The sequence below is a fragment of the Microbacterium sp. 70-16 genome (genome assembly GCF_001898315.1).
GTDB lineage: Bacteria > Actinomycetota > Actinomycetes > Actinomycetales > Microbacteriaceae > Microbacterium.
Genome location: NZ_MKTQ01000001.1, coordinates 1 through 19,909, shown reverse-complemented (window position 1 = coordinate 19,909; position 19,909 = coordinate 1). Strand labels below are relative to the sequence as shown.

The 19,909-nt window shown below is 71.2% G+C and carries 15 protein-coding genes; 6 read left to right on the top strand and 9 right to left on the bottom strand.

The annotated features are described in order from the left end of the window. Window position 1: 1 nt before the first annotated feature. Both BGO46_RS00075 and BGO46_RS00070 read left to right on the top strand, forming a co-directional pair. A complete protein-coding gene (locus tag BGO46_RS00075) occupies window positions 2-796 on the top strand; it encodes a protein phosphatase 2C domain-containing protein (RefSeq protein WP_292678941.1) in 795 nt (264 codons plus the stop codon). A 67-nt stretch (window positions 797-863) separates the two neighbouring features. After that, on the top strand, window positions 864-3,836 hold the full coding sequence (locus BGO46_RS00070) for an FtsK/SpoIIIE domain-containing protein (protein WP_292678944.1): 2,973 nt from the start codon (window positions 864-866) through the stop codon (window positions 3,834-3,836). Window positions 3,837-3,885: 49 nt separating this feature from the next. On the opposite strand, the gene ald is transcribed toward BGO46_RS00070, so the two are convergent. Together ald and BGO46_RS00060 are read right to left on the bottom strand one after the other, a co-directional pair. After that, complete coding sequence (ald, locus tag BGO46_RS00065) at window positions 3,886-5,001, bottom strand: alanine dehydrogenase (RefSeq protein WP_292678947.1); 1,116 nt, start codon at window positions 4,999-5,001, stop codon at window positions 3,886-3,888. Between the two features lie 44 nt (window positions 5,002-5,045). Continuing rightward, complete coding sequence (locus BGO46_RS00060) at window positions 5,046-6,035, bottom strand: asparaginase (protein ID WP_292678950.1); 990 nt, start codon at window positions 6,033-6,035, stop codon at window positions 5,046-5,048. Between the two features lie 40 nt (window positions 6,036-6,075). Between BGO46_RS00060 and BGO46_RS00055 the strand changes: the two genes are divergently transcribed. After that, window positions 6,076-6,546, top strand: coding sequence for an OsmC family protein (locus tag BGO46_RS00055; RefSeq protein WP_292678952.1), 471 nt, complete (start codon window positions 6,076-6,078; stop codon window positions 6,544-6,546). Between the two features lie 94 nt (window positions 6,547-6,640). On the opposite strand, the gene BGO46_RS00050 is transcribed toward BGO46_RS00055, so the two are convergent. Continuing rightward, the gene (locus BGO46_RS00050; protein WP_292679016.1) at window positions 6,641-7,327 is read right to left on the bottom strand and encodes a lysophospholipid acyltransferase family protein; all 687 of its coding nucleotides are present in this window, start codon (window positions 7,325-7,327) and stop codon (window positions 6,641-6,643) included. A gap of 245 nt (window positions 7,328-7,572) precedes the next feature. On the opposite strand from BGO46_RS00050, the gene BGO46_RS00045 reads away from it, so the two are divergent. Continuing rightward, window positions 7,573-8,547, top strand: a complete 975-nt coding sequence (locus BGO46_RS00045; RefSeq protein WP_292678955.1) for an FKBP-type peptidyl-prolyl cis-trans isomerase — start codon at window positions 7,573-7,575, stop codon at window positions 8,545-8,547. A gap of 25 nt (window positions 8,548-8,572) precedes the next feature. Beyond that, the gene (gene dxr / locus BGO46_RS00040; RefSeq protein ID WP_292678957.1) at window positions 8,573-9,667 is read left to right on the top strand and encodes a 1-deoxy-D-xylulose-5-phosphate reductoisomerase; all 1,095 of its coding nucleotides are present in this window, start codon (window positions 8,573-8,575) and stop codon (window positions 9,665-9,667) included. A gap of 115 nt (window positions 9,668-9,782) precedes the next feature. Here the strand turns inward: dxr and pflA are convergent, their stop codons facing one another. The 5 genes from pflA to BGO46_RS00015 all read right to left on the bottom strand — a co-directional run bounded on the left by pflA (window position 9,783) and on the right by BGO46_RS00015 (window position 16,456). Beyond that, window positions 9,783-10,634, bottom strand: a complete 852-nt coding sequence (gene pflA, locus BGO46_RS00035) for a pyruvate formate-lyase-activating protein (RefSeq protein ID WP_292678960.1) — start codon at window positions 10,632-10,634, stop codon at window positions 9,783-9,785. Window positions 10,635-10,681: 47 nt separating this feature from the next. Then, window positions 10,682-12,943 (bottom strand): formate C-acetyltransferase, encoded by a 2,262-nt coding sequence (gene pflB / locus BGO46_RS00030; protein ID WP_292678962.1) that lies wholly within the window; start codon window positions 12,941-12,943, stop codon window positions 10,682-10,684. Window positions 12,944-13,331: 388 nt separating this feature from the next. Then, on the bottom strand, window positions 13,332-14,975 hold the full coding sequence (locus tag BGO46_RS00025; RefSeq protein WP_292678966.1) for a UDP-N-acetylmuramoyl-L-alanyl-D-glutamate--2,6-diaminopimelate ligase: 1,644 nt from the start codon (window positions 14,973-14,975) through the stop codon (window positions 13,332-13,334). Window positions 14,976-15,066: 91 nt separating this feature from the next. After that, on the bottom strand, window positions 15,067-15,807 hold the full coding sequence (locus tag BGO46_RS00020) for a DUF1775 domain-containing protein (RefSeq protein WP_292678969.1): 741 nt from the start codon (window positions 15,805-15,807) through the stop codon (window positions 15,067-15,069). 64 nt (window positions 15,808-15,871) lie between these two features. Beyond that, a complete protein-coding gene (locus BGO46_RS00015) occupies window positions 15,872-16,456 on the bottom strand; it encodes a hypothetical protein (protein ID WP_292678972.1) in 585 nt (194 codons plus the stop codon). Window positions 16,457-16,583: 127 nt separating this feature from the next. Between BGO46_RS00015 and BGO46_RS00010 the strand changes: the two genes are divergently transcribed. Next, window positions 16,584-17,888: a site-2 protease family protein gene (locus BGO46_RS00010; protein WP_292678975.1), complete on the top strand. Its 1,305-nt coding sequence runs from the start codon at window positions 16,584-16,586 to the stop codon at window positions 17,886-17,888. A gap of 25 nt (window positions 17,889-17,913) precedes the next feature. Here BGO46_RS00010 and BGO46_RS00005 read toward each other — a convergent pair whose 3' ends face one another. Beyond that, window positions 17,914-19,845, bottom strand: coding sequence for a chorismate-binding protein (locus tag BGO46_RS00005; protein ID WP_292678977.1), 1,932 nt, complete (start codon window positions 19,843-19,845; stop codon window positions 17,914-17,916). Window positions 19,846-19,909 lie beyond the last annotated feature (64 nt).

Sequence of the window (19,909 nt, the reverse complement as noted above, 5' to 3'; positions counted from 1 at the left end):
CGTGCCCGAACCCGCGACCCAGTCGCGCACCGTCCCTCTCGCGGACGGCGCGCTCGAACTGCGATGGTCGGAGGTGACTCATCGCGGACGTCGACGAGAAGTGAACCAGGATGCCATGCTGGCGCACTTCCCGCTGTTCGTCGTGGCCGACGGCATGGGCGGACACATCGGCGGCGAGATCGCGAGCGCCAGCGCGATCGAGCGCCTGACCGCCGTCGCGACAAAGGGCGACGTGAGCCCCAAGACGATCGAGAAGGCCCTGGCCAAGGCCGTGACCGACATCGCTTCGCACCCCGAGACGACAGACGAGGGCACCGGCACAACGGTGACCGGCGTGTACCTCGACCTCACCGGCGACGAGCCGACGTGGGTGACGCTCAACATCGGCGATTCGCGCGTCTACCTGTTCCGCGACGGCGGGCTCGCGCAGGTGACGACCGATCATTCGGTCGTGCAGGAGCTCATCGCGGCGGGCCGGCTCACGCCCGAAGAGGCCGAGAACCACCCTTACGGCAACGTCATCACGCGCGCCGTCGGTCCGTCGGACGGGGTATCGCCCGATTACGTGCGCCTCGAGGTCGTCGACGGCGACCGGTTCGTGATCTGCAGCGACGGGCTCACGAAGGAGCTCACGGACTACGGCATCCTGCACTTCCTGCTGCAGCATGACGACCCGACCGAAGCCGCTGACGACATGCTCGAGGCGGCGCTCGAGAACGGCGGGCGCGACAACATCACGATCGTGGTGCTGAACGCGAAGCTGACGCACACCGCCTCCTCCCCAATCGAGGATTGAGCGAAACCATCCACTGATCGGGGTCTCGCGCCGCCACGCGCGGCGCCGGCGCGGTTGACTGTCGCGCATGCTGGATGACCTCGACGAACCCCTTCGCCTTCCCGCCGCACCCGCCGTGCCGGCCCGACCGGCGCTCCCGGTCGCCGCGGCGGTCGTTCCGGTCGTCGGCGCGATCGTGCTGTGGCGGCTGACCGGATCGGTGTACGCGCTGTGGTTCGCCGCGCTCGGCCCGCTCATGGCTGCGGCTTCCTTCCTCGACGGGTGGCGAAACCGGCGCCGCGCGACGCGGCGCACCCGGCGCGAGGCCGCCGCGACGCTGGCGGGGCTCGACGACGAGATCGTGCGCCGCCACGAGCAGGAGCGCCGCCGCGCCTGGCGGCGCACGCCCGATCTCGCGGGGTTCGCCGACGACCCCGACGAGATCTGGCGGGTCGTGCCGGGCCGCGAGGACGCGATCGTCGTCGGCCGGGGCACGGGGGTGAGCGCCCTGCGGGTCGACGGAGAGCCGCAGGATGCGCAGGCGCGTGCGCTGCGTCGTCGCGCGCACACGATCGAAGACGTCCCTGTCGTGGTGCCGCTGACGGCGGGGATCGCCGTGTGCGGGCCACCGGTGCCGGCCGCGGCGGTCGTGCGGGCGCTCGCGCTGCAGGTGTGTCTCACGCAGGCGCCGGGGCGGGTGCGGGTCGCGGACGCGCCGGGTGCGGGGGCATCCGCGTCATTCGGGGCGTCCGCGTCGTTTGGGGCATCCGCCGCGTTTGCGACGCTGCCGCACGCGGAGGCGACGCGTGGGGCCGTGCTGTTCGTCGGCGCGGGCGACCGGCCTCTGCCCGCGGACGCGGACATCCCGATCGTGCAGGTCGGCGACGGAGCGCCGCCGCCGCCGCGGTGTGCGGCCGTGCTGACGCTTGCCGCGGGCGGTCTGGCGCGCCTCGACCATGACGGCGTCTCGCGGCAGGTGCAGGTCGAGGCGGTGTCGCACGGGCAGGCCGAGGTCGTGATAGCGGCGCTCGCCGCGCGAGCCACGACGCTCGGGCAGCGTGGGGACGGCCCGATCACGGTCGGTGAGCTGCCGGCCGGGCCGGACGGCGGGTCTTCGTCGCTGGGCGCGACGGTGGGCGTCAGCGGGGGAGACCCGGTCACGCTCGACCTGGTCACGGACGGTCCGCACGCGGTCGTGATCGGCGTCACAGGCTCGGGCAAGAGTGAGCTGCTGACGACCTGGATCGTCGGGATGTGCCGGGGGCGCTCGCCGCAGCAGGTGGCGCTGCTGCTGGTCGACTTCAAGGGTGGGCGGACCTTCGACGCGCTCGCCGCGTTGCCGCACGTGACGGGCGTGCTGACCGACCTCGACGAAGAGCAGGCCCTGCGTGCGGTCGAGAGTCTGCGCGCCGAGGTCCATCATCGCGAGCGGGTGCTCGCGGGCGTGGGCGCGCGAGATGTCGAAGAAGCCGCCGGAGCGCTCGGGCGGCTCGTCATCGTCGTGGACGAGTACGCCGCGCTCGTGACGGCGCGGCCCGAACTGCACGAGCTGTTCGCCGACATCGCCGCGCGCGGGCGGGCGCTGGGCATGCATCTCGTGCTCGCGTCGCAGCGTGCCGGCGGAGCCTTTCGCGACGGCGTGCTGGCGAACGCGCCGCTGCGCATCGCCCTGCGCGTGACGGATGCCGCGGACTCGCGCACCGTGCTCGGCGTCGACGACGCCGCGCACCTGCCCGGGACCGCGCTCGCGCGGGGGATGGCACTCGTGCGCCGTGGGGCCGACTCGGGGCCGCGCGCCGTCCGGATCGCGCGGTGCGACGAGGCGGCATTGCGCGCGCTGCGCGAAGAGACGGCCGGGATGCTGCCGGCGCGTCGGCCGTGGCTGCCGCCGTTGCCCACCCGGGTCTCGGTGAGCGAGGCGGTGGTGCGGGTGGGGGCTGCGGCGCCCGCAGAGCGGCCGGTCGTGCTGGGCCTCGCCGATCAGCCCGAGCAGCAGCGGCAGTCGCTGGTCACTCTCGCGCCGGATGCCGTGGGATTCGCCGTCATCGGTGGCCCGGGCAGCGGGCGTACGTCTCTGCTGCGCACGGTTGCGGCGCAAGCGCGACACGCGCTGTGGGTGCCCGCTGACCTCGAGCTCGCGTGGGACCTCGTCACGGCGCTGGACCGGGTGCCGGCCGGCGCCACGGTGCTGGTCGACGACGTCGATGCGCTGGCGGCACGGTTCCCGCCCGAGCACGCGGCCGTATGGCTTGCCGCGCTCGATCGGGCGGCGCGCGAGGCGCGCACGCGGGGGATCGTGGTCGTCGTGTCGGCGACGCGGGTGTCGGGGACCCTCGGCCGGACCCTTGACCTTCTTCCGCAGCGGGCGATCCTGCCGCTGCCCACCCGTGCCGACCACGTCGCCGCGGGCGGTGAGTCGGTCGACTTCGTCGCCGGCGCTCCGGCGGGCCGTGGCCGGTGGGGTCGGATGCTCGTGCAGTTCGCCGTGGCGGACGAGGCCGACAGTGCCGTGGCGGAGGAGGCGGGCGTGGCTGACGCGGCCATGCCGAAGGCAGCCGACGTGGCCGCACCGGACGAGGCCCGGGCCCGCCAGATCGCCACACGCGACGCCGGCATCGCGCCCTCGGCCGGCCTGCGCCGCCGCACCGCACCGATGGCGACCGAGGCCGCCCCGCTCTGGCATCCAGCCCTCGACACGACGCGCCCGGCCGCGCTCGTCCTGGCCCCTGGACCGCGCGGCGACGCGGTGCGTGCGGCCTGCGTCGCGGCGGGCGTGCGAGTCATCGAGGTGGCGGATGCCGGGGCATCCGCCACCGATGTCATCGGCAAGCCGGCTTTGCTGGTCGGTTCGCCCGAGGACTGGCTCGCCCAGTGGCGTGCCCTCGGCGAGGCGCGTGCGCGCGGCGAGCTCGTCGTCGACGCCGAGTGCTCAGCGGAGTATCGCGCCGTGACCGGCCGTCGTGACCTGCCGCCGTACGTCCAGCCTGGTGTCGGCCGCGCGTGGGCGCTCTCGTCAGGCGGTGACGGCGGCGTGCGCCGCGTCACCCTTCCGCGAGCGTGACGGCGGGTGCTAACCGGCACAGACCACATTGCCGGCGGCACCCTCCCGCCTACCCGAGCACCTCCGCCACCGCGCGTGAGTCGAGTCCGTGGGCGGTCGCGACGCCGGCGTTGACGATGTGGCCGCCGGTTGTATTGAGGCCCGCGGCCAGCGCGGGGTCGGAGCGCAGGGCATCCTGCCAGCCGAGCGCCGCGATGCGGCGGATGTACGGCATCGTCGCGTTCGTCAGGGCGGATGTCGACGTGTTCGGCACGGCTCCGGGCATGTTCGCGACGCAGTAGAACACACTGCCGTGCACCGGGAACGTCGGCTCGGCGTGCGTCGTCGGGTGCGTGTCGGCGAAGCATCCGCCCTGGTCGACGGCGATGTCCACCAGCACCGAGCCGGGGCGCATGCGGGCGACCATGTCGTTCGTGACGAGCTTGGGCGCCTTCGCTCCGGGGATCAGCACCGACCCGATCACCAGGTCGGATGCGACGACCGCCCGATCGAGGTCGAGCGGGTTGGATGCCGCGGTCTTGACCCGCCCCTGGAAATGATCGTCGAGAAACCGCAGCCGCGCGATGTTCGTGTCGAAGATCGTGACGTCGGCACCGAGCCCCGCGGCGATATAGGCCGAGTTGGCGCCCGCGACGCCCCCGCCGATGATCGTCACGGTCGCGGGGCGCGTGCCCGGCACTCCCGACATCAGCAGGCCGAGCCCGCCCGCCGAGCGCATCAGGGTTGCCGCGCCGACAGTCGGCGCGAGGCGGCCCGCGACCTCGCTCATCGGCGCGAGCAGGGGCAGCCCGCCACCCGGCAACTGCACGGTCTCGTAGGCGATCGCGGTCACGCCGCCTTCGACGAGGCGGTCGGTCAGCGTGCGGTCGGCGGCCAAGTGCAGGTACGTGAACAGGACGAGGTCGTCGCGGAAATACGGATACTCGGATGCGATCGGCTCCTTGACCTTCAGCAGCAGCTCGGCGCGCGCCCACAGGTCGGCGGGATCGTCCAGCAGCGTCGCGCCGGCATCCTCATATTCGGCATCCGACATGGACGAACCGGCGCCGGCGCCGCGCTGCACGAACACGTCGTGCCCCGAGGCGACGAGGTCGTGCACGCCAGCGGGCGTGAGCGCGACCCGATACTCGTTGTTCTTGATCTCGGTCGGAACACAGATGCGCATGGAACTCCTCTCTGAGTCCCTCCGCCTTGTGAGCGTCGGGACCGCTACACGGTCGGCCGGATCTGGCCGACATCCTTGCCGCCGCCGGTCACGGTCAGCGGAAGCTGGGTCATCGTCTGTGCGACGTCGGCGGCAGACAGGGCGCCGACGCGGGTGAGCAGGGCGAGGGCGATCGCCGTCGCCGCGCGGCCGTTGCCGTCGAGCACCTTCAGAGCAACCGTCGCGCCGTTCGGGGCGACCATGATCATGACGCCCTCCGCGCCGCCCTTCGCGAAGACGCCGAGGTGCTCGATCGCGATCGTGTCCGGCCTGCCGGGGCCGTCGATCGCCCACGGGTTCTCGCGCACGGCGCGCACGAGCGCTCCGGCGGTGCGGTGCAGCGCGAACGGTGAGCGCTCGGAAGACGTGCCGATGCGGTGCGTCGCGCGCGCGAGCGCCGACAGGCTCATCGCGTGCACGGGCGCACCGCAGCCGTCGACGGCCGTCGTCGTGATCTTCGCGCCGGTGAGGCGTTCGATGACCTCGCGGATGTGCACTTGAAGCGGATGCCCGGGGTCGAGGTACGTCGCGGTGTCCCAGCCGTTGGCGGTGCACGCCAGCAGCATCGTTGCGTGCTTGCCCGAGCAGTTCATGCGCATGCGCTCGGGCTGCCCGAGCTCGCGCACGAGCTCGTCGCGTGTCGCCGTGTCGGTCGGCCATGCCGCGGGGCATCCGAGGTCTGACTCGCCGAGCCCGGCGGCGGCGAGGATGTCGCGCACGACCGCGACGTGGCGATCGGTGCCGGAGTGGCTCGCCGTCGCGAGCGCCAGGCGCTCGCCGTCGAGAGTCGCGCCGGCGGTGATGCTACCGAGCGCCTGCAGCGGCTTGAGGCTCGAGCGCGGCAGGATCAGCGCTTCGACGTCGCCGAGGGTCAGAGCTGGGACGCCGTCGGGATCGAGGACGATCGCTGCACCTGCGTGCCGCGACTCGACGAACCCGCTGCGCTCGACGACGGCGAGTTCAACGGAGGAGGCGACGGTCAGGGTCTCTGGCACCGCCCCAGCCTACCGCCGGGCGGGTGGCACACTGAGAGACATGATCGGTGAGCATCGGTACGTGTTGCACAGTGAGTGGACGGGCAACCGCGGCAGCGGTACGAGCGGCTACCGCGACTACGACCGGTCGGTGACGATCGCGATCGACGGGAAGTCGTCGATGGAGGCATCCAGCGACAAGCCCTTCCGCGGCGATGCTGCGAAGTGGAACCCCGAAGACCTGCTGCTGGCAGCGCTGTCGGAGTGCCACCTGCTGTCGTACCTGCACGCGTGCGTGCAGGCGGGTGTCGTCGTGGTGTCGTACCGCGACGAGGCGACCGGCCTGATGGTTGAGGACGGCCGTGGGGGCGGGGCGTTCCGCGAGGTCGTGCTGCATCCGCAGGTCGTCGTGGCGGATGCCGCGATGATCGAGGCCGCCGAGGCCGCGCACGCGCAGGCGAACGAGTGGTGCTTCATCGCGAACTCGGTGAACTTCCCCGTGCGCCACGAGGCCGTCGTCGCGGCTGCCTGAGTGAGGGCAAGCTCGCGTTCAGAAGGGCAAGCTCGCGTAAGCGAGGGCAAGCTCGCGTTCAGAAGGGCAAGCTCGCGTTGAGCGGCGGCGCGAGTCAGCGGCGCTCGTGGGGGAGGACCTGCTTGAGGCGCTCGACGGGGGTTGAGGCGGGGACCTCGTTGTAGGCGTTCGCGAGTTCCTGGCCTGAGAGCTCGTGGATCGCGGCCATGATCTCGTCGGTCGCGAGTCGGCGCGCCTTGCCGCTGTTCGCGGGGCCCAGGTGTGACAGGTCGATCGGCTTGCCGTAGCGGATCGTGACGCGCGGATGCCGCTTCGGCATCTTCGCGCCGACGGGCATCGCCTCGTTGGTGCCGATCAGGCCCACCGGAACGACCTGCGCGCCCTCTTCCAGCGCGAGGAACGCGACACCGGTGCGGCCCTTGTACAGGCGTCCGTCGAGAGAGCGCGTGCCCTCGGGGTAGAGCGCGATCGCCCGACCCGAGGCGAGGATCCGGCGCTGCTGGTCGAGCGCGTCGAGGGCGGCCTGCCCCGCTCCGCGTTCGACGGGGGTTGCACCGATCGCGGTGAAGAACTGCCGGCTGATCCAACCTCGGATGCCTTTGCCATCGAAGTACGAGGACTTCGCCAGGAAGTACACCGGCCGCGGTGAAAACATCGGGATGATCAGCGAGTCGATGAACGACAGATGATTGCTCGCCAGGATCACTTTGCCCTTGCGGGGGATGTTGCCCCGACCCTCGATGCGCGGACGGTAGATCAGTCTCGTCAGCGGGACGAGCACGGCGCGCCCGAAATAGTAGGTGAAGCCGACCGGAGCGACCTCGTCCTGCGGTTCCGGCGTACCGGGCTCGGGCGCGTCGGGTGCGCTCTCGTGCTCTTCTACCACCCGTCGAGGTTACTCCCGATTCCATTCCGCTCTGTGCATGGCCGCCGCTCTCAGCGGGGACAGAAGAAAGTACGCGAAGATGGGGGAGCGTCGTACGCCCGGGATGCCCCGGGTCGCGGCATCCCTTGATCACCCACCCTGTGAGGTCTTCCGTGCGCCTGCGCCCGCTCGCCGCCCTGTCCGTCGCCGCCGTCTCGGCGCTCCTGCTGGCCGGCTGCGCCGGAAGCGGAGACACGACCGCCACCCCCGAGGCGACCGCGACCGTCGCGGCGGACCTCTGCTCGTCGGCTGCGCCGACTGGAGCCGCCTCTGAGGGCATCACCGTCTCGGGCGAGGTCGGTTCGTCGCCGACCGTCGAGATCACGACGCCGATCGACTCGACCGACCTGACGCTGGAGCGCACCATCACCGTCGAGGGCACGGGCGACGCCCTCGTCGCGGGCGACTTCGTCAACTACGCCATCACGGTCGTCAGTGGCACGACCGGCGAAGTGCTCGACCAGGCCGGCTACGAGGCGGGCGACCTGCTGCCCGAGCAGATCTCACCCGAGAACGGCGGCCAGCTGTTCGGGTGCGCCACGGTCGGTTCGCGCCTGACGATTGCCGGTGCGACCAGCGACGAGACGACGCCCATCGTCGTCTACGTCATCGATGTCTTGGGTGTGACGCCCACCGCCGCGTGGGGCGAGCCGCAGGCGCCCGTCGACGGGATGCCGACGGTCACACTCGCCGACGACGGCACCCCGTCGATCACGATCGACACATCGGCAACGCCGCCGACCGAGACCGAGGTCGCGACCCTGAAGAAGGGCGACGGCTACACGGTCGCCTCCGGCGACACCGTCCTGATCCAGTACCGCGGCGCGCGCTGGTCGACCGGCGAGCTGTTCGACGGCGGCGACACGTGGGACGGCGGCAGCCCGTACTCGGCCGCGACCACGGGCTTCGTCGCGGGGTTCCAGAAGGCCCTCGAGGGCCAGACCGTCGGCTCGCAGGTGCTCGTCGTCATCACCCCCGCAGACGGCTACGGCGAGGGTGAGATCAACGACAGCGACCTGGTCGGCGAGACGCTCGTGTTCGTGATCGACATCCTCGGTGCGCAGAAGGCGGCATAGCGCGCAACCCGGATAGGCTCGGCTCATGCGCCGCATCCTGATCCTCGGTTCCACCGGCTCGATCGGCACGCAGGCGCTCGACGTCATCCGAGAGCGCCGCGACCGGTTCGAGGTCGTCGGGCTCGCCGCCGGCCGAAACGCCGAACTGCTGGCCGCGCAGGCGGCCGAGTTCGGCGTCGCGCACACGGTGCTCGCCGGTGACGGCGGGGCGGATGCCGCTGAGCAGCTCGTCCGCGACGTCGAAGCCGACGTGGTGCTCAACGGCATCACCGGTTCGGTGGGACTCGGACCGACCCTCGCGGCGCTCGAGACGGGCCGCACGCTCGCGCTCGCCAACAAGGAGTCGCTCATCGTCGGCGGCGACCTCGTCACGGCGCTCGCCGCCCCCGGGCAGATCGTGCCGGTCGACTCCGAGCACTCGGCGCTGGCGCAGGCGCTGCGCTCCGGGACGGCGGCCGAGGTGCGCAGGCTCGTGCTGACAGCATCCGGCGGTCCGTTCCGTGGACGCTCGCGCGAGGGTCTTGCCGGCGTCACGCCGGCACAGGCGCTCGCGCACCCGACCTGGAACATGGGTCGCGTCGTGACGACGAACTCCGCGACGCTCGTCAACAAGGGTCTCGAGGTCATCGAGGCGCATCTGCTGTTCGATGTCGACTACGACGACATCGATGTCGTCGTGCACCCGCAGTCGATCGTGCACTCGATGGTCGAGTTCGTCGACGGGTCGACGATCGCGCAGGCATCCCCGCCCGACATGCGGCTGCCGATCTCGCTGGGCCTGGACTGGCCACACCGCGTCGCGGGCGTCGGCGTGCCGCTGGACTGGACGGCGGCGCAGTCCTGGACGTTCGAGCCGCTGAACGACGAGGCGTTCCCCGCCGTCGCGCTGGCCAAGCAGGTGGGCCGCGCCGGCCGTACCTACCCCGCCGTGTTCAACGCCGCCAACGAGCAGGCCGTCGATGCGTTCCACGAGGGGGCGTTGAGCTTCCTCGGCATCCTCGACACGGTGCGTCGCGTCGTGGATGCCCATGACGCCCCCGCCGAGCTGTCGCGCGAATCGCTCGCCGAGGCCGAGCGCTGGGCGCGCGCCGAGGCCGACCGCCTCATCGCCGCGGGCTGATCCGCGCGAGAGACGGGACCAGCCCGCCGGCTGGATGGTGTACGGCGGGCTGATCCTCTGGGGGGAGAGCCCGTCACCGCGGTGTGGGGGCTCGAACTGACCGTTCGGGGGTCGGTCAGTACGTCTGCAGGCCGTGCGCGCGGAACTGCTCGCGCACGCGCTCGGTGAGTTCGGGTGTCGGGGGCTGCGTGTCTTCGAGGTGGTACTCGCGCCCGAGCGCGGCCCACTTGTCGCGACCCATCTGGTGGAACGGCAGCACCTCGACGCGGGTCACCGTTCCGGGACGGATGTCGTTGAGGGATGCCGCGTATTCCGCGACCCGCTCGACGTTGTCGACGCCGTCCGTGAGATCCGGGACGAGCACATACCGCACCCACACCTCGGGGCCGCCCTCACGCTCGGCCAGACGCCGGCCGAAGGTCAGCGTCGGCTCGAGTTCGCGCCCGGTGACCTCACGGTAGATGTCGGGGTCGCCGCTCTTGACGTCGAGCAGCACGAGATCGATGTCGTCGAGCATCGCGTCGGTCGCGGCCGCGCCGAGGAAGCCCGACGTGTCGATCGTGGTGTGGATGCCCATCTCCTTCGCCCCGCGCAGGATGCGCGCCGCGAACGCGGGCTGCATCAGCACTTCGCCGCCCGAGAGGGTGATGCCGCCGCCGGTTGCGGCGAACACGCCGCGGTAGCGGGCGATGCGCGTCAGCAGCTCGTCGCTCGTGACGGGCTTGCCGTCCTTCATCGCGAGGGTGTCGGGGTTGTGGCAGTACAGGCACTGCAACGGGCATCCGCTCAGGAACGTCGTCAGACGCGTTCCCGGTCCGTCGACGGCCGTCACGAGCTCCCACGAGTGCACCGAGCCGAGGCGGCCCTCGCGCATCGCGGCGAGCCGTTCGTGCCGTTCCCACTCGGTGACCTCGAGGCCCGCGAGAGGAGCAGTGATGCTGTCACTGCGGATGAGTGTCGCGGCCATGATCTCTGCTCCTCTCGGGGTCTGGGGGTTGGGGTGGGGGTGAGGGGTTACATCGAGCCGTGGAAGGTGCGCGAGAGCACGTCGAGCTGCTGCTCACGGGTCAGTCGTACGAAGTTCACGGCGTAGCCCGAGACACGGATCGTCAGCTGCGGGTAGTTCTCGGGGTGCTCCATGGCATCCTCGAGCGTCTCCCGGTTCAGCACGTTGACGTTCATGTGGTAGCCCTCAGACCCGACGTACGCGTCCAGCAGACCGGCCAGGTTGGTGACCTGCTCGTCCTTCGTGCGGCCGAGGCCGGCGGGGACGACCGTGTTGGTCAGCGAGATGCCGTCCTGCGACTCGGAGTACGGCAGCTTCGCGACAGACAGTGCCGAGGCGAGCATGCCGTGCGTGTCGCGGCCGTTCATCGGGTTGGCACCCGGGGCGAACGGCTCGCCGGCGCGGCGGCCGTCGGGGGTGTTGCCGGTGGCCTTGCCGTACACGACGTTCGACGTGATCGTCAGCACCGACTGCGTCGGCAGGGCGTTCCGATACATCGGGTGGCGACGGATCTTCGCCATGAAGCGCTCGACGAGGTCGACGGCGATGGCATCCGCCCGGTCGTCGTCGTTGCCGTACGTCGGGAACTCGCCCTCGGTGACGTAGTCGACGACGATGCCGCGCTGGTCGCGGACGGGCGTGACCGTCGCGTACTTGATCGCCGACAGCGAGTCGGCGGCGACCGACAGACCGGCGATGCCGCAGGCCATCGTGCGCAGCACGTCCTTGTCGTGCAGGGCCATCTCGAGGCGCTCGTAGGCGTACTTGTCGTGCGACCAGTGGATGCAGTTGAGGGCTTCGACGTACGTCTCGGCGAGCCAGTCCATCGTCTTGTCGAAGCGCGACATGACGTCATCGAACGTCAGCGGGCCGTCACCGACGGGAGCGGCGACAGGGGAGACCTGCTTGCCCGAGACCTCGTCGCGGCCGCCGTTGATCGCGTACAGCAGCGTCTTGGCGAGGTTCACGCGAGCGCCGAAAAACTGCATCTGCTTGCCGACGCGCATGGGGCTCACGCAGCAGGCGATCGCGGCGTCATCACCCCATGCGGGGCGGATGATCTCGTCGGACTCGTACTGCACGGCCGACGTGTCGATCGACACCTGCGCGCAGTAGTCCTTGAAGCCCTGCGGCAGCGCCGGGCTCCAGAACACCGTCATGTTCGGCTCGGGTGCCGGGCCCAGGTTGTACAGCGTCTGCAGGTAGCGGAACGAGTTCTTCGTCACGAGCGGGCGCCCGTCTTCGCCGACGCCGCCGATCGTCTCGGTGACCCACGTCGGGTCGCCCGAGAACAGCGAGTCGTATTCGGGCGTGCGCAGGAACCGCACGATCCGCAGCTTGATCACGAAGTCGTCGATGATCTCCTGTGCCTCGGACTCGGTGAGGATGCCCGCCTGCAGATCGCGCTCGATGAACACATCGAGGAACGTCGATGTGCGGCCGAGCGACATCGCCGCGCCGTTCTGCTCCTTGACGGCGCCGAGGTAGGCGAAGTAGAGCCACTGCACGGCTTCACGCGCCGTCGTCGCGGGGCCTGAGATGTCGATGCCGTACGAGGCGGCCATCTGCTTGAGCTCCTGCAGCGCGCGGATCTGCTCGGCGTGCTCTTCGCGTTCGCGCACGACCGTCTCGGTGAAGGGGGTCGTGTCCAGGCCCAGCTTGTCGACCTTCTTCGCGGCGATCAGCTGGTCGACGCCGTAGAGGGCCACGCGGCGATAGTCGCCGATGATGCGGCCACGGCCGTAGGCATCCGGCAGACCCGTGATGATGTGCGAACTGCGCGCGGCGCGGACGTTGGGCGGGTAGACGTCGAAGACGCCCTGGTTGTGCGTCTTGCGGTAGTCGCTGAAGACGGTCTTGAGGGTCTGGTCGACCTCGTAGCCGTAGGTCTCGAGGGCACCCTCGACCATGCGCCAGCCCCCGTTGGGCATGATGGCGCGCTTGAGCGGGGCATCCGTCTGCAGACCGACGATGACCTCCTCGCCCTCGAGGATGTACCCCGGGCCGTGCGCCGTGATGCCGGCGGGCGTGTGCGGGTCGACGTCGTAGATGCCCTTCTCGCGCTCTTCGGGGAACATCGCCGAGAGGGTGTCCCAGATGCGCGTCGTGCGGGCGGTGGGGCCTTCGAGGAAGGCGGCGTCACCGGTGTACGGCGTGTAGTTGCGCTGGATGAAGTCGCGGACGTCGATCTCGTCCTGCCACGGGCCGGGGGTGAATCCGGTCCAGGCGGCGGGCTGTGCGTCCTGTGCGGCGGGGGTAACGATTGTCATGGCTGTTCGCTTCCTTCGATCCTCGTGAGTCGAGAGGACTTTCCGACCGGTCCGCACCCATCCGTGCGAGGCCGTGATCTCAGCGTAGACCTGTGGTCAGACCACTAGCGAGCATGTGCACGGATGCCACAAATGCACGGCCGATTCGGGCCGTGTATTTGAGGTCAGACCACATTGCGCGCGGGGCTTGCGCCCCGGTGCGGGTGCGTAACTGCAAGGGATCGCGTGCGACACGCCGAGGAGGGCGGCTGGATGCCCGGCGTGTCGGCCGTCAGGCCTTGCAGTTAGCGTCGGGGGCGCGCCGGGGGCGCGGGGGCGTGCGGCGCGCCGGGGGTGCGCGGGGTGGCGTGCCGCGGGTGCGCGGGCGCGCCAGCGGCGCCGCGCGGGCTCAGCGCCAGTCGCGCGCGGGGTCGGACAGCGGGGTCTCGCCCTCGGGGTAGGGAACTGGCCAGCTCGGCTCGGGCACGGGCCAGCCCGCGGCGCGCAGCGCGCGGCGCGACAGCTCGCGGGCCGAGTACGGCGTGCGCACGCCGCGGATGTCGCGGTAGTCCTGGTGGCCGGGGCCCGCCCACAGGATCGCGTCGCCCTCGCCGACCCGCGCGACGGCCTCTTCGATCGCGCGCTCGGGCGGCGAGAACTCCAGGATCTCGGCATCCGGTTGTGCGGCCCGGGCGCCCGCGACGAGCGTCGCGCGGATGTCATCCGGGTTCTCGTGGCGGGGGTGGTGGTCGGTGACGATCAGCAGATCGCTGCCCTCGACGGCGGTGCGCCCCATGTCGAGGCGCTTGGTCTTGTCACGGTCGCCGTCGGCGCCGAACACCATCACAACCTTGCCGGGGGTGACCCGGCGCACGGCCGCGAGCGTCTTCTCGAAGGCATCCGGTGAGTGGCCGAAGTCGACGTACACGGCGGGGCCGCGGTCGCCCGAGACGCGCTGCGTGCGCCCCGGCAGGTGGGCGTCGATGCGGGCGCCGTCGAGCGTCGCGACGAGGCGTTCCCACGCGTAGCCGGCCTCGAGCAGCATGACGATCGCGAGGCCTGCGTTGGCGGCCATGTGGCGCCCGATGACCGGCACGGTCGTCGTGAGGGTGCGTCCCTCGGGACCCGTCAGGGTGAACTCGGTGCCGTCCTGGCGCTCGTCGACGATCTCGACGGTCCAGTCGGCGGATGCCTCGGCACTCGCCGCGATCGCCGGCGTCGTGATCGTCACGGTCGGCACCTCGCTGCGCGCGGCGACCTCGGCGCCGTAGGGCGAGTCGAGGCACACGACGGCGCGGCGCGCGCGGTCGGGGCGGAACAGCGGCATCTTCGCCTCGAAGTACTCGCGCATGTCGGCGTAGTCGTCGAGGTGGTCGTGCGTGAGGTTCGTGAACCCCGCGACATCGAACACGATCCCGTCGACGCGGTGGCGCGAGAGCGCCTGCGCGCTGACCTCGACGGCGACCGCCTCGACCCCGCGTTCGCGCATGAGCGCGAGGAGGGCGTGGAACTCGGATGCCTCGGGAGTCGTCAGACGCGACACGATGATCTCGCCCGCGATGTGCCGTTCGGCGGTCGAGGACAGGCCCGTCACGACGCCGAGCTGACCGAGGATGCCTTCCAGCAGATGTGACACGCTCGTCTTGCCGTTGGTGCCCGTCGTCGCCAGCAGCACGGGGACGTTCTCGGCGGTGTCGTACACCCACGCCGACAGCTCGCCCAGCAGCGCGCGGGGGTTGTCCACGACCACGATCGGGACGCCGGCGTCGGCGGCGATGTCGGCACCCGCGGCATCCGTCACGATCGCGACGGCGCCTGCCTCGGCGACCGCAGCGCCGAACTCGGCACCATGACGGTTGACGCCGCGGATCGCGACGAACGCCTCGCCCGCGCGCAGGTCGGCGGTCGCGAGCGTGATGCCGGTCAGCACGACGCCGGTCGCGTCGCCGCGCACCTCGCCGCCGAAGCGCGCGGCGAGCTCGGCGAGAGGCCGCTGCGGCGGGCGCGCGGGGCGCAGGACGGGCGGCAGGTTCGATCCGGTGGGGGCAGTCATGTCTCCACCATCTTCTCACCCGACCGCGCGCCGTCCGTGAGCACCCCGCGCGCCGTGTCAGGGATGCGGGAGCGGCGGCGTCAGTCGTGCGTCAGCTGCGACGGCGACGCCACCCGGCGATCGCGAAGCCGAGCGCGGCGAGGGCAGCCACGAGCGCGCCGCCGCTCAGCCAGCGTGCGACGGGGTCGGCGTCGCTCGCGGTCTCGGTCGCGGCGTCGTCGGTGGCGTGATCGGTGTGCTCGGCGGCATCCGTCGCGTCCGTCGCATCCGTGGCGTCAGCGTCGTCGCTCGCGTCGGAGTGGCTGTGCCCCGTATCGGTCGACACGGCGCCCACCGCGACGACCGGCGCAGGCGACTCGAGGTCGTCTTCGGTCTGCCCGTCTGCCGCGACCTCGGCCCAATCGGTCTCGCCGATCACGCACTGCTGCAGCACGGGGAAGGCGACATCGGTGCCCGACGCCGACGAGGAGAAGATGACATCGAGCGCGATCGATGCCGAGACGCCCGACTCGACGGGCGTGACGGCCGTGTACGTGACCTCGGTCGGGATGCCGTCGTCGCCGAGCGTGCGCGTGATGATCCATGCGCCGTCGAGGACGGGCGTGACGCCGTCGACGCCCTCGGGGATCGTGAAGGTGACCGCCGTCGTGGGCGAGTCGTCGCAGCCGTGGCTGAACGAGAAGTCGAGGCGCGTCGAGGTGCCCGCGGCGGACTCCTCGGGTGACACGTGCACGTGGGCGGATGCCGCGAGCGGCGCGACCAGGACGAGGGCGGCGCCGGCGATGACACCGGCGGTGAGGCGCGCGCGACGGCGCGAAGAAGTGGAGGACATGCGATCTCTCTGTGGTGTGAGGTGCGGCGGATGCCGCGAAGAAGGGGACCGGCGAGCGGGATGCTCAGCCGGCGAAGCTCGGCGCGAAGCGCGCCGGCGGACCCCTTCGGCTCACACTGTGCAGAGCCACCGCCGCGATGGCGCGCGGGGTCTGAAGGAACGACGTCGGCACCTCGTGCGGGTGCGGCAGGCGGTGCGGCGCGAGTGCCAGCAGTCGCCGGATGCCGCGGGCGATGGCGGCAAGCATCCGCTCGCCCCACGCGAGGATGACGATCGTGACGATCGCGGCCAGCGCGTGCCCGACGCTCATCGTCGTGGCGGCCGGATCGACGGACACGTCCAGCGGCAAGGCCAGATGGTGGTGCCCCGCGGGCATGCTGGCCGGGGCTGCGCTGCCGATGGCGGCGAACGCGGCGTGCAGCGCGACCTGCGCCGTGACGACAGCGGCGGACAGTCGCAGCACGCTGCGGCGGCGCCCGACGAGGGCGACCGACAGGGGAGCGGCCAGGATCGTCACCGCGACGACGAGCCACGCGGGTGGAGCGACGCCCCCCGCGAGCGTGTGTGCGGTCGAGGCGACCAGGACGGCGATCGCGGCGGCGGCGGTGCCGCGCAGCGCGCGTATCCCACGCCCGGCCGTCCGATCCATGGACCCGAGCCTAACCGAGAGGGGTTGCGGCGCGGCCCGCGGGCGCTCGCACCGCTCGCCCGAGGCATCCGTTCGTCGCCTGCACGGCACGGCAAACTCAAAGCCGCCCGCGGTAGCCTCGCCTGTTGTGACCGTCATCGCCTTCATCATCGGGGTCGTGCTGCTCGTCGTCGGGCTCGCGGTCTCGATCGCGCTGCACGAGATGGGTCACCTCATCCCCGCGAAGTCGTTCGGTGTGCGCGTCGGCCAGTACATGATCGGCTTCGGCCCGACCCTGTGGTCGCGCCGCTTCGGCGAGACCGAGTACGGCTTCAAGGCCCTGCCGCTGGGCGGCTACATCTCGATGGCCGGCATGTATCCGCCTTCGCCTGGCTCCGATGGGCGTGACGGCAAGGCCGGTGGCGGGTTCTTCGCGACGATGGTGCAGGATGCCCGCACCGCCAACGACGAGACCCTCGCGGGCACCGACGGCAAGCGCGCGTTCTACGAACTGCCCGTGCTCAAGCGCGTCATCATCATGCTCGGCGGACCGGTCATGAACCTGCTGCTGGCGTTCGTCCTGTTCGGGATCGTCTTCACCGGCATCGGCGTGCAGACCGCGACGACGACGATCGCCTCGATCAACGAGTGCGTGCTGCCGGCGGGCACGTCGCAGACCGAGTGCACGGCATCCGACCCGGCCTCGCCGGCGGCGGCAGCCGGACTGCTGCCCGGCGACGTCATCATCTCGGTCGACGGCACGAGTGTGGATACCTTCGCCGAAGCATCTGCGATCATTCAGGCCTCGCCCGAGCAGACGATTCCGATCGTCGTCGAGCGCGACGGGCAGCAGCAGACGCTACGTGTGACGCCGATGCTGGCCGAGCGGCAGGTGCAGGGAACGGACGGGCAGGTCACGACTGCCGAGGTCGGCTTCGTCGGCATGACCGCGACGGTCGAGTACGTGCACCAGCCGATCTGGTCGGGGCCGCAGGCGGCCCTCGAGCGCACCGGTCAGGTCGCGGGGATCATCTGGCAGCTGCCCGTGCGCGTGTGGGACACCGCCGTCGACCTGTTCACGGGCCAGGAGCGTGATCCGAACAGTCCGCTGTCGGTCGTCGGTGCGGGGCGCCTGGCAGGCGAGGTCGCGACGGTCGACGCGCCGATCCTCAACCGTGCGGCGGCGATCATCGAGCTGCTCGCGTCGCTGAACATCGCGCTGTTCGTCTTCAACCTGATCCCGCTGCTGCCGCTGGACGGCGGACACGTCGTCGTCGCCCTGTGGGACGGTATCAAGCGCGCGTGGGCCAAGCTGTTCCGCCGCCCGCCCCCGCGTCCGGTGGACGCCACCAAGCTCGTGCCGGTGACCTTCGTCGTCGTGATCGCGCTCGTCGCGATGGGCGGTGTGCTGATCCTCGCCGACCTCTTCAACCCCGTGCAGTTGCTCGGCTGACGCCGCGCGCGTGCCGCGAGGCGGGTCAGGCCAGGGCGTGCGTCACGAGGCGCTCGAGCGTCGCGAGGCCGTCGCGCGACAGGATCGACTCGAGGTGGCCCTGGATCGAGGCGAAGTGCGGGCCGCGCAGCGCATACACGTCGCCGGATGCCGCATCGGCGGCGACCTCGACGCCGTCGCTGACCTGCGTCGTGCCCGGCGCCACGCGTGCCGTGAAGGTGTTGTAGAACCCGATCGAGGCGGGCGTCCCGAACACGTCGACGGTCTTCTGCAGGCCCTGGTGGGGCGCGTCGAGGGGCGCAAGCTCGATGCCGAACCGATCGGCGAGGATCTGGTGGCTCAGGCACACAGCCAGCAGCGGTTGCCCGGCGTTCGCACGTGCCGTGACCACGTCGCGCATCCGCGCGATGCGCGGGCTGGTCTCATCCCGGGGGTCGCCGGGGCCGGGGCCCGACACGACGACGTCGGCTGCCGCGACCTGGGCATCGGTCACCTCGTCCCACGGCGCGATCGTCACATCGAATCCGAGGTGGCGCAGCTGGTGGGCGAGCATCGTGGTGAAGCGGTCTTCGGCGTCGACGACGAGCGCCGTCCGGCCGGCGCCGGTACTGCCGATGCCGCTCTGCGGGTCGAGCCAGAACGGCGCCAGGCGTTCATTGCGGGCGGCCAGCAGCGCGGCGATCTCGGGATCGTCGGCCAGCGCAGCGCGGGGTGTCGCCGCGGGGGCATCCTCGTCGAGCGCCGCTCGTTCGGCCGCCTCGTCTCGCGGGATCGCGCCGATCGCGCCGAGCACGCCGGCGGCCTTGCCGTGGGTCTCGCCGACCTCGCCGTCCGGATCGGAATGCCGCACGAGCGTCGCACCGACCGGAACCCGCAGGCGTCCGTCGACGAGGTACGCCGTGCGGATGAGGATCGGCGCGTCGAGGTCGTGGCCCTCGCCCGCGGCCCCCGAGCCGGTCGAGGCGGTCCCCGAGCTTGTCGAGGGGGTGAATAGTGCCGCGACCCCCGAGTAGTAGCCTCGCGGCTGCGCCTCGTGCCGCTTGATTACGGTGCACGCGTTCTGCATGGGCGATCCGGTCACGGTCGGTGCGAACATCGTCTCGCGCAGGATGTCGCGCGGGTCCATCATGCTCGAGCCGCGCAGCATGTACTCGGTGTGCGTGAGCCGCGACATCTCCTTCAGATGCGGGCCCGTGATGCGGCCGCCGTCGCTGCAGACGGCGCTCATCATCTTGAGCTCTTCGTCGACGACCATGAACAGTTCCTCGGTCTCCTTCGTCGACGAGAGGAACTCGCTCAGGGTCGCGGCGGTCGCGCCGCCCGCGGGGTGGCGGAACGTACCCGAGATGGGGTTCATCGTCACGACGCCGCCGGTGGCGCTGACGTGCGCTTCGGGGCTCGCGCCGACGGCGATGTGGCCCGGCGTCGAGACGAGGAAGGTCCAGTACGCACCGCGCTCGTGCTCGAGCAGGGCGCGGAACCACGTGAGTCCTGCCGTGACCGGGTCGGTGTCGACGGATGCCGTGAAGTCGCGCCGGATCACGAAGTTCGCGCCTTCGCCGCGACCGATCTCGTCGGCGATGACGGTGCGCACGACGGCGGCATATTCCTCGTCCGGCATATCGAAGCCGGCATCCGTCAGCGGCACCGTCTCTGACGGCAGCGCCGCGAGCAGGTCGGCCGCCGGGATCGCGGTGTGCTCGTCGACGACGAGGCAGCGCAGCGGGGCACCGTCGTCGTGGCATTCGAACCCACGCTCGACGATCTGGCGGTACGGGACGAGCGCGAGCACTTCGCGACGCACGCCCGCGGCATCCGTCAGCGGGATGTCGGCGAGCGCGGCGACATCCGTGATGTCACCGGTCAGCAGTTCGACGGTGTCGGCGCTGCGGGCGATCAGGGCGAACGGGCGCTCTGCGCGCAGCAGGGACTCCAGCGGGGAGGGGCTCGGGGTCATCGCCGGGCCTTTCTTCAGGTCGGGCGGGCTGCATTCGTCCGGGAACGAAAAGACCGCCTCGAGG